Here is a 13,476-nt window from a genome sequence, read left to right as displayed (position 1 = left end):
TTGTAAGAATAGCTTACACAAGGAGAGAATGAAATGAAGCTCCCCGCAATCCGACTGAATCGTATCCAGAACAAGATCGCGCTAGGTTTTCTGATCGTTATCCTCTGTTTTATAATCGTGATCCTGCTGGTGACCGACCAATTATCGAAGTTCCAGAGAGAGACCGATTATATTACGAATCATGATATGAAAGTTCGCAGCCTGGCCCAGTCCTTGGAGAAAGATATCGTCGACATGCAGCAAGGGATTCTCGCGTACGTCGTTTCCGGCGAGAAGGATTCCTTGGATCCCTATACATACGGGCAGATGAGCTGGAAAACGAATTATGCCGCCTTAACCCAGCTTATCGCGGACAATCCCGACCCTGTCAAAAAACTGCAGGTCATTCAGGAGAACGTGGAAGGCTGGGTGAAGGATGCAGGAGAGGTCGCCATCGCGCTTAAGCAAGCGAACGATTCCGAAGGTCTAGCCAAATACGTCCATGACGATCCGGGGAAAAAGTACGAGTCCGCCATCCGCGTTCTTCTTTCGAATTTTAAAGACGCGGAAGAGAAGCAATCGGCGGCGAGAGTGGAGGAGTTAAAGAAGAAGAACGACCGGCTTCGCGTCCAATTGTACGTCGCTCTTGCGATTGTCGTTGCCGTCTCTGCCGTCTCCGGGTATCTGACCGGGTACATCACCGTCCGCAACGTACGCAAGGTCGGCGCCGCCATCGCCGAGATCGCTTCATCCGGAGGCGATCTGACCAAACGAATCCGGTTAAGGACGAAGGATGAGACGAAGGACTTGGCCGATCAGGCGAATTTGCTGCTCTCCAGCCTGCAAGGCATGATCTCCGATATTCAAGCGAGCACCAAGGAGCTCGAACGGTCCTCGGCGTTGCTGCGGAACGGGTCGGAAGAGAGCTCGCGCGCGTCGGATCAAATTGCCCAATCCGTCGGACGAGTTGCCCAAGGCACGGAGCAGCAGGTCTCCCAGACGCAGCAAATCTCCGCGATCATCGAAGAGACGGTATCCGGCTTGGAGCAAGTGGCGGCTACGACGAGCGGAGTGTCCCTCCTCGCCCAACGAACGCAGTCCGTCGCGTTCGAGAGCGCTAATGAGCTGAAGCAGAACGTAGACAACATCAGGCGAATCGAGTCGACCTTCTCCGATATCCACGCTTCGGCGACCGAGCTGTCGAGATTGTCCGGGCAAGTGGGAGAAGTCGTCGACCGCATCAAAGATATCTCCAAACAGACCAATCTGCTCTCCCTGAACGCGGCGATCGAAGCGGCCCGCGCCGGAGAGCATGGCAAGGGCTTTGCCGTCGTCGCGGACGAGATCCGCAAGCTGTCGGACCAAGCCGCTCGCTCCACGACCGAGATCGCGGACACGATCGAAGTCATGCTCGGCGGCATCTCCGGGCTCGCCAAGAAGGTTCGGGAGAGCGGCGCGGACGTGAAGAACGGCGTCGAGGCAATGTGGAGCGCGGGCAAGTCCTTCCGTACGATCATGGAGGAGATCGACAGCCTGAGCGCTCAAGTGACAGACGTCGCTTCGACTATCGAGCAGATGTCGGCCGGAAGCAAGTCCGTCGAAGCCGCCATCCAGGAGATCGCCAAGATCACGGAAGAGACCGCCTCCTTCTCGGAAGAAGTAGCCGCCATGACCGAAGAGCAGACCGCGACGAGCGAAGAGATGCGCCAAGCCGCGCTGAAGCTGAACGGCATGTCGGAATCCTTGCAATCGCTAGTCGGCAAGTTCAAGGTATAAGAAGGCCCAAGCCGCGATTAGATTAAGTAATCGGTAAATGGTAAACTTACATCGAACAGGAGGAATGACCCTATGCCTACAACAACAGAGTTAGAGAAATATGCCGACCTTATCGTACGGACGGCCGTTAACATCCAGAAGGGACAAGATCTGTGGATCAATGCCCCCATCCACCAGCCGGAGCTCGCGCGCCTTGTCGTCAAGCGGGCTTACGAAGTCGGAGCGAAGAACGTTCACGTCGAATGGCGGGATGAACATATCAGCAAGCTGACCTACGGTCTCGCCCCGGACGAAGCGTTCGAGAGCTATCCGGCTTGGCGGGTGCAGGCCATGGACGAATTGGCGGAGAAGGGCGGAGCCTATCTGCTGATCAAGTCCGACGATCCCGAGCTCCTGAAGGGAATCAATCCGAAGCGGATCGCGGACTACTCCCGCGTCTCCTCGGCCGCCCTCGTCAATTGGCGGAATTACACGTCTTCGAAGAGAGTGTCCTGGTCGATCGCGGCCGCTCCGTCGGACAACTGGGCGAAGCTGGTCTTCCCTGAACTGGATACGGAAGCCGCCGTCGAAGCGCTATGGCAGGCGATCTTCCGCGCCGTTCGCGTCGACCGGGACGATCCCGTCGCCGCTTGGGAGGAGCATAACAACACCTTGCTCTCCAAGCGCGCTTATCTGGATGCAAAGCAATATAAGAAGCTTCACTACCGGGCTCCGGGCACGGACCTTATCATCGAGCTGCCGGAGAATCACCTCTGGAACGGTGGCATCTCGAAGAACGAGCGCGGCGGCACCTTCAACCCGAACATTCCGACCGAAGAGGTATACACGGCGCCGCATCGCTTGGGGACCAGCGGCGTGGTCCGCAGTACCAAGCCGCTGAGCTATCAGGGCAACCTGATCGAGAACTTCAGCCTCACCTTCGAGAACGGCCGAGTCGTGGACTTCCAAGCCGAGAAGGGCTACGACTCCCTGAAGGAGATGCTCGATCTGGACGCCACCTCCCGCTACCTCGGGGAAGTCGCGCTCGTTCCGCATCAATCGCCGATCTCGGAATCGAACATCATTTTCTTCAACACGCTTTACGACGAGAATGCCTCGAACCACCTGGCCTTGGGCAACGCGTACCCGACCTGCGTGGAAGGAGGCACGACGATGTCCCGCGAGGAGCTGGAGCAGGCCGGCCTGAACCAGAGCTTCCTGCACGTCGACTTCATGGTCGGCTCGGCCGAGATGGACATCGACGGCATCACGAAGGACGGCCGAGCGGAACCGGTATTCCGCAAGGGTAATTGGGCGTTCTGATTCCGCAAAATACGGTACAGCGCCATGGAACCCCCCCGCTTATGCGGCGGGGTTTCTTTCATTTTGCCAGGCTATGCTATACTTGTCCTTACAACAAGAAGTGACGCAATGTTAAAGGAGAAGTTAGCTTGAATTTTCAGCAATGGATCGCCCCGGAACACTACAACATGAGCTCGGAGATCGAGCGTCACCGCTCGGATAAGATCGCCCTGCGCTGGCAGGACGAGCAGGGCCGTACCGCCCAAATAACCTACGCCGAGCTTCTTAAGCAAGTCGATCGACTGGCCGGCGGATTGGATAGCCTGGGACTCGTCAAGGGAGACCGCGTTCTGGTCATGGTGCCGAGAACGATCGAGGCTTATTTCATTTACGTCGCATGCCTCAAGCTGGGGCTTGTCATCATCCCTTCCTCGGAGATGCTCCGGGCGAAGGACATCTCGTACCGGCTTGCCCATTCCGAGGCTCGTGCCGTCATCGCTTGGAGCGAAGGGGCTGCGGAGGTAGATCGGATCTCCGATGAGCTGCCCGCCCTGAAGTATTTGATCGACGCGAGCGGACAAGCAGAAGGAACCTCGCGCTGGATTTCCCTTGGCTCGCTAATGGAAGGTCAACCCGAGACACGCGAAGCGACGCCGACCCGCCGCGACGACCTGGCGCTGCTGGCCTACACCTCCGGGACGACGGGCAATCCGAAGGGCGTCGCCCATAGCCACGGCTGGGGATTCGCGCATCTGCGAATCACTTCCTCGTGGCTGGATATCCGCCCTTCGGATCTGGTCTGGGCGACGGCGGCTCCCGGCTGGCAGAAATGGATCTGGACCCCGTTCCTGTCCGTGCTCGGCAACGGGGCGACCGGCTTCATCTATCACGGCTCCTTCCGGGCGGAGAAGTATCTGGAGCTCATCCAAACGAACCGGATCGACGTCCTATGCTGCACGCCTACCGAGTATCGAATCATGGCCAAATCCGATTCGTTGGCCGATTACGACTTGGCCTCTATACGAAGCGCGGTATCCGCGGGGGAACCGCTTAATCAAGCGGTAATCCGACAGTTCCAAGATCTGTTCTCCTTCACCATTCGCGACGGCTACGGGCAGACGGAGAGCACGCTCCTGATCGGCAACCTGAAGGACGCTCCGATCAAGCTCGGTTCGATGGGCAAGTCCATCGCGCCCGGACTGGTCGAGATCATCGACGAAGCCGGACGGCCGCTGCCTCCCGGAGAAGTCGGGGACATCGCCGTGCACGGCGAGATGCCGGCTTTGTTCCGCGAGTACTATCGAGCCCCGGAACGCAAAGGCGCCAGCATGATCGGCTCCTACTTCATTACCGGAGATCGGGCGAGCAAGGACGAGGACGGCTACCTCTGGTTCGAGGGACGCGGAGACGATATTATCATCAGCGCCGGCTACACGATCGGCCCGTTCGAGGTGGAGGAAGCGCTGCTCCGTCATCCGTCCGTCAAGGAATGCGCGGCCGTCGCCAGTCCGGACGAGATCCGCGGCCACGTCGTCAAAGCGTTCATCGTGCTGAAGGACGGCGCCGCCGGGTCCCCCGCTCTGGCGAAGGAGCTCCAAGACCACGTCAAAGCTCTTACGGCTCCCTACAAATATCCTCGCCGGATCGAATTCGTAAGCGACTTGCCGAAGACCAACTCGGGTAAGATCCGCCGCATCGAGCTCAGGCAGCGGGAGAATCATGCTTATTCATAAGAATGGGAAGAACCCCCGCGCCGCTGCCGGCGTTGGGGGTTCTTCCGTATGGTGCCCGTTAGGAACGCGGATATAGCGAAATCGGTCTTGCAAGGTATTAGCGCTTTGTTTGTCGTGATACTGGCCGCCTCTCTACTGTACAGCCTTACCGCTTCGGCGAATCCCCCTATCGTCAGCTATGACAGCCCCGGCACCCTGGTTACGGTCGTGGAGCGGGTACCGGGAACGACAACCGCGTATCCGTCGGTGTCCTATACGATTACGTTCCATTAAACGAGACTTCCGCCGATGCGTAAGAAAGAAGCGTGAGAAGCAGGCTTAAGATTGTTGAGAAAGTCATACGGCGATTTCATGCCCGGTATCGGCTAACGAACACCGACGACTCTTAAACGCTGATTTATCGCTCATTGGAAATGTTACGGACATACAGTCCTTTAGCGTTCGAATATGACCATGAAAAGGCGCTTTTACCGTTCTAAGGGTTTTCCATGTCCGTTGACTCGTTTGAAGGCGTGGTGATTCCTTTTTTCGGCTTCGTGCGTCCTTTAATCTGCCATCGATCGGTTTGGTGGTGCCGACCGCAGGCTTCTTTGCTTGGTTAGAGGTCCTCCACCGAGAAAATATCTCTCAGCTCGATGCCAAGACATGGGATCGTAGGCGAGACGACCCGATCGGACTCCGTAAGCGTCGCCGCAAGGGAGTACTTCCCGTCAATGAGCACGAACTGCTCCACGACCCGATAGACAGGATCGACCAGCCAATATTCCCGTACTCCGAACCTCTCATAGGTCTCTTTCTTGATCGTTTTGTCCCGTCGGCCGGTCGCGTCGGATAGGATCTCGACGACGAGGTCCGGAGCGCCGTAAATATACCCGTCCCTGATGATTCCTACGTTATCCTTCGCGATATAAATAATGTCCGGCTGTAATACGTTATCCTCGTCGAAATGCACGTCCAATGGGGCCAGCAAGATTTTCCCTTCCGCTCCGCATGAATCGCGAAAGGCCAAATGCAAGTCTCCTAGAATCTGCTGATGAACGTACTTCGGGGAGGATAGAAAATCGTATCTAATTCCGCCTATAATCTCGTATCTCTCGTCGATGAGGAAACGAGGATTTCTTTTCGACGAATCATCCGCCACCGCGATCCCTCCCGACAACGAACATTTTTTACCATTATAGCATAAGAATTGCGGAACCTGTCTCTACCTTAAAGCAGCTTTGCCTTCCCGTCCTTCACCCAATAGATGCGGTCGGACACCGGACTCGGCATCAATCGGTGGCTTCGTTCTACCATCTCCTTGAATGCGCTCTTCACGGCCACGTCCCTTGCCTTATGCGCCGAGTCCATCTGTTCGCCGGTCTGCAGGAGCAGGACGGTCTTGCGATTCGTATAAGCGATCAGGTATTGGGATGGCAAATAGCGCGAGGTCCATTCCGGCAGAAGAAACTGACAATCGATCGGATGAGGAGGTTCGGCGAACACCTGAAGCACGCACGTAGGACGGTTCGGATCGGGAAGGCGCATAGTCGGCTCTACCCAACCGGAAGCCTTCAGGTTGGCGTAAGCCTGATTCTTGACTTTCTCTTCGTCCAGCTCCGGATTCTCGTTCAACAACTGGCGGGTGATGATTTTGCAGAAGTCCTCATGAACCTCCAAGTAAACGATCCGCAAGCCGGGCAGGAACGGATCCGATACCATCGGCGACTCCTTGCCCGCTTCCTTCACGTACCGCTCGTCCCGAACGGCCGGATAAACCCCCGCGAGATCGATCTTCTTCATCTCGTTCTCCGTGCGCATATGAACCGTCATCCGGGCAATATCGTTCATATAATCGACCGCCGTATTCAAGTCTCCTCCTGCCATGTACGTGTCGTAAGTTTGATGAAGGCTGATCTCCACCTTGCCGTCCTGCCGATCGGAATCGTCAAGCAGAATCTCCAGCAGGAGAGGCTCCCCGCGCTTCGATCGAACCTTCAATCCCATGCTCTCGCTAAGCTGGCGTGCCATCATCTCCGCGAACTGTTCCGGCTTGTCGTACAAACGAACCGCTCCCATTCGTTTTCTCCCTCCAATTCGGTTCCCTAGGAAAAACAAAAACCCCGGCTCCGCGTCCTTAATAGACGAGAGCCAGGGTGTGCTTCACCTCTGGAATATTGTGTATATTGTAGCAGACTTAGTTATCGGAATGCTACTAACACCTCACATACTTGCGCTTAAATCCGATTTGACCTTTGTCCAAGGCCTTTTGAATATTCGTAGAGGCGCTTATGAACTTGCTTTTCTTTTTATCTTTGTCGACCTCTACCGAGCCAACGGCTTGGGCAGTCTCAACCGCCTTGTCGTGCAGCGGAACATATGAAACGGCGACGGTGTAAATGAACATGTTCATCGCGTATTTGGCCCGTTCGGGAGCATCGTGGATCGTCGTTCTCGCCAAGTCGAGCATGCCCGACAGCTTGTCCTTGTCGAACTCGGCGTCCTTGCGGCTGCCGAGAAGCCAGCAATAGCAGCTCCAACCCGCCGACATGCGCAGCTCATCGCCGCTGGCGATCCATTTATCGGCAACCTCTTGCGCGATATCCGTCTCGGACAGAGTCACGGCAACGACATAGTCGGTGATCATGTAGAAATAAGCCGCATCGATCCAACGCTCGAAGTCCGTCTCGGTCATCGCCTTCGGATCCGCGATGACTCCGGCGAAATACATGGCGTCGTAGTTCCCCGTGGCATAGAGCTGATCGGCCAAGGCCTGATCGTTCTTGATTTTCTTGGCAATAGGCTTCATCTCGCCCGTCGCCACGCCGAACAGCGGCTCATGAGCGCCGTTGGACATGTACATTTTCTTGAGTCTTTCCTTGCCTAGCGCTTCTAGCTCCTGCATGACGGTCTCTAGATTCATTGGCACGCACTTCCTTCAAGAGTGGATTTAGTGGGGGCGCGGTTGGTAAACAGAGTCCTTTCATTATAACCCGAAAGATTACCCTCTCCAAATAGATTCACGGGCGGATCCGATTATCGATCAGAAGAGGATATCCAGCCCCGCCTAACGCAATCCCTTTGTCAGATAAGCATGCACCGTCCACGGAGCGAAGACGGCTATCGGCAACAAGCCGACGCCGAGGCCCGCCGCTATATCCAGCGCATCCGCCGTTCCGTGAATCAATCCCCTCGTAAGTTCGACGGCAATGCTGATCGGATTCGCGTCGATCGCCGCCTGCAGCCATCCGGGCATCGTCGACGTGTCGACGAGCACGTTGCTGGCGAACAGCAGCGGGTAGACGATCATCATGCTCGTGCCCGATACCGTCTCCGGCCTCTTGGCCGCAGTCCCGATGAAGGCGAACACCCAACTGGCGCCATAAGCAAAAAACAGAACGTACAGCCCTGAAAGCGCGGCGCCCGCGATGCCGTCGTCCGGACGGAACCCAAGCGCGAGTCCCGCCGTCAGAACGACAAGCAGCGCCGCCGCATAGCGCAAGCCCTCGGCGACGACCGAGCCGAAGACCGCGGCGGGCTGCCAGAACGGCATCGTGCGGAATCGGGCATAAACGCCTTTGGCGAGATCGTTGCACAACGTCGTGCCGCTGTATACCGACATCGGGACGACCGTCAGCACGAGAATTCCCGGCAGAAGATATTGAATGTACCCGCTGACGGAGCCCTCGATCGCCCCTCCGAACAGGAAGGTGAAGATAAGAAGCAAAACGATCGGCGATACAACCGCCTCAATGGCTAGGCCAAAGCCGTTGTTCCTCATATGATACAGCGTTCTTTGCGCGAACAGCGCCGTTGCGGTCAGGCTCCCCGGCCTTCGCATTGCCGGCTTCCGCTCCTCTGACAATAAAGACAAGTTCATATTGCCGCCTCCTTGCCGCTTGCGGAGGTTAACGCGAAGAACACGTCTTCAAGGCTAGGCTCGCTCAGCGCGAAGTCTTCGATGGACGCACCGCTGTCCAGCAGCGTGCCGACGGCGGCGTGAGCTTGCGCGGCTTCCCGCACCGCCGCCTTTACGACCCGCCCGTCCGCATCCGCCTGGCCCTCCAGCCCGTGTTCGCGGGCGAGCAAGCGGCAGACTTCCGACGGATCGGTCCCCGCTGCCAGCCAAATCGTCAGCGTCTTGCCTCCGCTCGTTGCTTTGAGCTGATCCGGCGTGCCGACGGCGACCATCCTTCCTTACGCGATAAAGCCGATGCGATCCGCCAACTGATCTGCTTCCTCCAAGTATTGCGTGGTCAACAGGATGGTCGTCCCGGCCTTCGCCAATCGGCGCACCGCTTCCCACAGCTCTCGACGGCTCTGCGGGTCGAGCCCGGTCGTCGGCTCGTCGAGGAACATCGCCTCGGGACGCGAGAGGATGCCGACGGCGAGGTCGAGCCTTCTGCGCATGCCGCCGGAATACGTCGCGACCGTACGCCCTCCCGCATCCGCCAGGCCGAACGCTTCGAGCAGCTCTGCTGCTTGGGCTTGGGCTTCTCTGCGGGAGTAGCCGTGGAGTCTGGCGAACAGCGTCGCGTTCTGCCGGCCTGTCAGCGATTCGTCCAGCGCCGCATATTGGCCCGTGACGCTGATACGGCTTCGCACGCCGTCCGCGTCCGCCGCGACGTCGCATCCGCAGACGCGCGCCGCTCCCGCATCCGGCCGCAGCAGCGTTGCCAGCATACGGATCGTCGTCGTTTTGCCGGCGCCGTTCGGCCCGAGCAGGGCGAAGATTTCTCCGCGCCGAACGGCCAGATCCACCCCGCGCACCGCCTCCTGCCCCCGAAACGATTTGCGCAAATCATGCGCTTCAATGACGTAGGCCATCCTCGCTCCCCCTTCTCCGCTTACAGAAACTCCCGCTTATGCTCGATCGCCCAATCGGCGAACGTGCGGGGCGGCCGCCCGAGCACTTCCTCGACCGTCGACAGCACCGTATAGCCGGCCTCCGGCGGATGCATCCCCATCTGCACGAAAAACTCGACGCCGTCCTCGTCATACCCCTGGTCCCGCCATTGCTGCCGTGCTTCTTCTTCGGTCAGCTCGACGAACCGGATATCCTTGCCAATTGCCGCCGAGATCGCGGCCACCGCTTCCTTGCGAGTAAGCGCTTCGGGCCCCGTCAGCGGGTAGCTTCGGCCATGATGACCGTCGCCCAACAACGCCTCTGCGGCTACGGCGGCAATATCGCCTTCGTGCACTCTCGCGCTCGGCGCATCCCCGTTAAATTCCCGCACGATGCCGTTCTCGCGGATCGAATCCCTCCAATCCGCCAGCGCATTGGCCATGAATTCGGCCGGCTTCACCAGCGTCCACCGCATGCCGCTTGCCCGAAGCGCCGCTTCGACCGGCCCCTCCTCATAGCCGACAAGCACGACGACCCGCTTCACGCCGGCCGCTTCGGCCAGCGCCACCGCTTGGGGATCCGTGTTGAGATCCGCTTGAGGCTCATCGCTGGAGATGATCAGGAACATCGCTTCCGTGCCTTCCAATGCCTCCCTTAACGATTCCGGCTTCATCAGATCGCCCTTCGCGATCTGCACGCCTTGCGGCAGTATCTCTCTCGCCCGCTCCGGATCTCGCGTTAAGGCTCGCACGGAAGCTCCCCGCTGCACGAGCAGCTCCGTCACATGCCGTCCTACCGTTCCCGTTGCACCTGTCACCAAAATCGTCATGTCGAATCTCCTTCTCGTTTACTCGCATAATGTTGGCGGATGGCTTCGATATGGGCGATCACATCGTCCCGCAGCTCGTCCGGCGCCAGGATGTCGACCTTCGTTCCGTAGCTCGCGATAAGCGACAGCGCGTACTCTTTCGTATAAAAGACCGTACGCACTTCGATGCGTTCGCCTAAGTATTCGCATTCGCCCGGGAACTGTTCGAGCACTCGCGTGCGCACCGACGGATCGAAGCGAAGATGGGCTCGAATCCCTTGCGCTTCCGGCGGATCCGCCTGTTCCGGAAGGCGTCGCGGGACGAACGTCTCCTCCGTCGCCTCGGCTCGGGCGATCCTCGATAAGCGGAAGTACCGCCTCGCCTTGCGCGATCTGCAGTCGCCTTCCAGGTACCAGGCACCCTTCTCCCACAGCAGATTTAACGGCTCCACGCTGCGTTCTGAGAACGTGCCGTTCGCGCTGGCGTAAGCCAGACGCACGACGCGAGATTGCCGGATCGCCCGATAAAGCTCCTGCACGAGCTCCCGTTCCCGTTCCGGAGCGCTCATGTCAAGAATGAGGTTTTCCCGGCTTCCATCGTTCGCCAGAGCGGGATGCAGGCTCGCCAGCTTCCGCATCGGGGAAGCTGCCGCGCTTCCTATCGTCCCTTCCATCGCCTTCAATAGCGTATAGATCACCGTAAAGTCGTCGACCGAGAATTGCTGCCGCGTCAGGAAAAAACCGCCCATCAGCTCGAAGCCTCCGTCGGCGCCGCTAAAGGACGCGACCGGGATGCCGGCCTGATTGATCAGGTCGACGTCGCGATAGACGGTGCGCGCCGATACTTCGAACTTGGCGGCCAGCTCCGTGGCGGTCACTCTTCTCTTGGCCATCAGCTCCAGCGTAATGCCGAGCAATCGGTCCAGTCTCACAGGCATCTCTCCTCGGTCGATGAACGATCGGCTCATCCGGTATTTATCTTACGACTTTAATCCTGACAAGATGGTCTTCAGGATTAAAGTCTACAAGTCAAATAGATTTTGCAAAGAAGCGATCCCTTTTACCTGTTCGATCAAGGCTTGATCGATGTATTGGAGGGATTGTCGAGCCATATCTTTCGCCTGAGCGACATGATTGCGCCGAAGCCCCGACAGCACTTCCCGGACGATATCCAAGGAATAAGCCGCCCTCTGAACGGTGCGGATGATCAGAAGGCTGCGGATGTCCGATTGCGTATACAGGCGAAAGCCGCTCTCCCCGTGCCGCTCGGGCTCGATCAGCCCTTCCTTCTCCCAGTACCGAATGGCCGAAGCGGATACGTTAGCCAGCTTGGCCGCCTCTCCGATCGTAAACGCGTTCTTGTCGAGATACGGCGGAAGCTCGGCTTCTCCCAGCCGTTCCATCAGTTCCATGGCTCTAAGAGCCGTGTCCCTTTCGGCCCGGAGATCGACCTGCGCCTTATTGACGATCCATAGAGCCTCGAGCTTCTCTCCTTTAACGACAAGCGGCATGACTTGGCGGACCAAGCCCATTCCGAAACCGGGGAGCAGTGCGCGAATGCATTGAAAATACGCCTCGTGCTTCTTCCCGTAAATCCGGTATCCGTTGGCCGATCTCTCGACCTCGGGCACAAGTCCCCACGCCTCGTAATGCCTTAACGCGCTAGTGCTGACGTTTAATTTTCGGGCAATTTCAATTCCGTTCATCTTGTCTCCACCGCCGCCAACTCTACAAATTAGTGTTAATCTACATGACGACTTTATAGCGAAAAGCTCAAGCCTTGCACCGATTCCTTTCATTCAACCTTAGCATTTGCATGAATGTTGTATAGTTTGAGTATAACCGAAGGGAGTGGTAGAAGCTTGAATCGAATCATCCCTATTTTGCCGTGTCCGTCCATCAAGGACCAGATTGCCTTCTACGAGAGTTTGGGATTTCAAACGGTCAGCGTGTACAGTCGCCCGAATCCCTATGCGGTCGTGCGTTACGGTCCAATCGAGATTCACTTCTATGGGAGCAAAAAAACCGTTCCGAACGAGAATCCCCAAATGTGCTATATCGGAGCGGCGGACGTGGACCGCGTTTATGAAGCCTTTATTAACGGAGTAAAAGAGGCTTCCGGAAGAATCCCCCGCACCGGCATTCCCCGAATCTCCAAAATCAAGGACCTCGCGGACGACCGAAGATTCATCCTTACGGATACGGGAGGCAACACGCTCTTCATCGGGACCCCGTGCTCCAAGCTGGCCGATCCTGTCTTCTACCGGACGATCGAGAGCGAGGAATATGCCGAACGCTTCGAGACCCTCTACGATCTGTTGTATTCGAAGGAAGATCTCCATTCCGCGCAACGGATGCTGGAGAAGTTTTTCCCTTCCGATCTCGCGTCGATCCGGTTAGCGGAGTTGGATCTGGCCAAGCTCCTGCTCGTTGCCCTCGATCTCCGAATCCAACGGGAATCCGTTCTCGACCCTGCCGTTAATGAGAAACTTCAAGAGCTGCTGCAAGCTAACGATCAGAGGGAAGGAGATTGGGGGAAAATCGCGAAAAGGTGGAATGACTTGATTAACGTAGAGTAGCGCGCGGATACCGCAAATAGCCCGCAGACGAATCGTCCCCGGGCTGCCAAGAGGTTAAACGCTTACAATTTATCGCTGCACGCAGAGCAGACGCCATGAAACTCGACCTGATAGCTATGGACCCGGAACGCGCCGCGGTTGGTGCCGACGGCTAGCATCGACTCCGCGCCATTCGGTTCCAAATCGTAGATCGTGCCGCATGCCTGACAAGTGAAATGCCAATGATCCGAACCGGCCCATTCGAAGTAAACGGACTTGTCGCCGTTCGCGATCCCTCTCACGATGCCGATCTCCTTCAACTTGTTGAGCGTGTTGTACACGGTTGCCGGGCTGACAAAGGGGAACTTCTCGGCCAGCCTGCCATAAATCCGGTCCGCGGTCGGGTGGGACAATTCGAATAGCAGCTCAACGATATGAACGCGCTGGGGAGTAAGGCGCAAACCTTCTTCTTTCATCCTGCCCAATACCGTCTCCTTGCTCAACCCGTCCCCTTCT

15 protein-coding genes are annotated in these 13,476 nt (G+C 57.5%); 5 read left to right on the top strand and 10 right to left on the bottom strand.

Annotated features, from left to right (window positions below; genetic code table 11):
* The first annotated feature begins 33 nt into the window (after positions 1-33).
* From H7B67_RS16625 to H7B67_RS16610, 4 genes are all read left to right on the top strand, one after another.
* The gene (locus H7B67_RS16625) at positions 34-1,755 is read left to right on the top strand and encodes a methyl-accepting chemotaxis protein (RefSeq protein WP_185120981.1); all 1,722 of its coding nucleotides are present in this window, start codon (positions 34-36) and stop codon (positions 1,753-1,755) included.
* A 72-nt stretch (positions 1,756-1,827) separates the two neighbouring features.
* Positions 1,828-3,057: an aminopeptidase gene (locus H7B67_RS16620; RefSeq protein ID WP_185120980.1), complete on the top strand. Its 1,230-nt coding sequence runs from the start codon at positions 1,828-1,830 to the stop codon at positions 3,055-3,057.
* Between the two features lie 167 nt (positions 3,058-3,224).
* Entirely contained in the window at positions 3,225-4,769 is a 1,545-nt protein-coding gene (locus H7B67_RS16615) for an acetate--CoA ligase (RefSeq protein ID WP_185121072.1), read from the top strand.
* A gap of 105 nt (positions 4,770-4,874) precedes the next feature.
* Positions 4,875-5,042: a hypothetical protein gene (locus H7B67_RS16610; RefSeq protein WP_185120979.1), complete on the top strand. Its 168-nt coding sequence runs from the start codon at positions 4,875-4,877 to the stop codon at positions 5,040-5,042.
* A gap of 325 nt (positions 5,043-5,367) precedes the next feature.
* Here the strand turns inward: H7B67_RS16610 and H7B67_RS16605 are convergent, their stop codons facing one another.
* The 9 genes from H7B67_RS16605 to H7B67_RS16570 form a co-directional block, all read right to left on the bottom strand.
* Positions 5,368-5,910 (bottom strand): Uma2 family endonuclease, encoded by a 543-nt coding sequence (locus H7B67_RS16605; protein WP_185120978.1) that lies wholly within the window; start codon positions 5,908-5,910, stop codon positions 5,368-5,370.
* 68 nt (positions 5,911-5,978) lie between these two features.
* Entirely contained in the window at positions 5,979-6,827 is an 849-nt protein-coding gene (locus tag H7B67_RS16600) for a DUF1444 domain-containing protein (RefSeq protein ID WP_185120977.1), read from the bottom strand.
* Between the two features lie 136 nt (positions 6,828-6,963).
* Positions 6,964-7,671: a DNA alkylation repair protein gene (locus H7B67_RS16595; protein ID WP_185120976.1), complete on the bottom strand. Its 708-nt coding sequence runs from the start codon at positions 7,669-7,671 to the stop codon at positions 6,964-6,966.
* A gap of 144 nt (positions 7,672-7,815) precedes the next feature.
* On the bottom strand, positions 7,816-8,628 hold the full coding sequence (locus tag H7B67_RS16590) for an ABC transporter permease (RefSeq protein WP_185120975.1): 813 nt from the start codon (positions 8,626-8,628) through the stop codon (positions 7,816-7,818).
* The gene (locus tag H7B67_RS31300; RefSeq protein ID WP_342592597.1) at positions 8,625-8,939 is read right to left on the bottom strand and encodes an ATP-binding protein DrrA1-3 family domain-containing protein; all 315 of its coding nucleotides are present in this window, start codon (positions 8,937-8,939) and stop codon (positions 8,625-8,627) included. The genes H7B67_RS16590 and H7B67_RS31300 overlap by 4 nt, the downstream gene beginning before the upstream one ends.
* Before the next feature lie 6 nt (positions 8,940-8,945).
* The gene (locus tag H7B67_RS16585; RefSeq protein ID WP_342592596.1) at positions 8,946-9,575 is read right to left on the bottom strand and encodes an ABC transporter ATP-binding protein; all 630 of its coding nucleotides are present in this window, start codon (positions 9,573-9,575) and stop codon (positions 8,946-8,948) included.
* A gap of 20 nt (positions 9,576-9,595) precedes the next feature.
* Positions 9,596-10,423, bottom strand: a complete 828-nt coding sequence (locus H7B67_RS16580; protein WP_185120974.1) for an NAD(P)H-binding protein — start codon at positions 10,421-10,423, stop codon at positions 9,596-9,598.
* The gene (locus tag H7B67_RS16575) at positions 10,420-11,340 is read right to left on the bottom strand and encodes a helix-turn-helix transcriptional regulator (protein ID WP_221468799.1); all 921 of its coding nucleotides are present in this window, start codon (positions 11,338-11,340) and stop codon (positions 10,420-10,422) included. The genes H7B67_RS16580 and H7B67_RS16575 overlap by 4 nt, the downstream gene beginning before the upstream one ends.
* An 84-nt stretch (positions 11,341-11,424) precedes the next feature.
* Positions 11,425-12,108, bottom strand: a complete 684-nt coding sequence (locus tag H7B67_RS16570; protein WP_185120972.1) for a MerR family DNA-binding transcriptional regulator — start codon at positions 12,106-12,108, stop codon at positions 11,425-11,427.
* Positions 12,109-12,264: 156 nt separating this feature from the next.
* Here H7B67_RS16570 and H7B67_RS16565 point away from each other — a divergent pair, with 156 nt between their 5' ends.
* Positions 12,265-12,981 (top strand): VOC family protein, encoded by a 717-nt coding sequence (locus tag H7B67_RS16565; protein WP_185120971.1) that lies wholly within the window; start codon positions 12,265-12,267, stop codon positions 12,979-12,981.
* A gap of 62 nt (positions 12,982-13,043) precedes the next feature.
* On the opposite strand, the gene H7B67_RS16560 is transcribed toward H7B67_RS16565, so the two are convergent.
* Positions 13,044-13,463 carry a Fur family transcriptional regulator gene (locus H7B67_RS16560; protein ID WP_185120970.1) on the bottom strand — a complete coding sequence of 140 codons (420 nt, stop codon included), beginning with the start codon at positions 13,461-13,463 and terminating at the stop codon, positions 13,044-13,046.
* Positions 13,464-13,476 lie beyond the last annotated feature (13 nt).

The organism is Cohnella thailandensis (assembly GCF_014212135.1).
GTDB lineage: Bacteria > Bacillota > Bacilli > Paenibacillales > Paenibacillaceae > Cohnella > Cohnella thailandensis.
The sequence above is the reverse complement of the archived record's forward strand: the minus strand, read 5'-3'. Positions and strand labels throughout refer to the sequence as shown.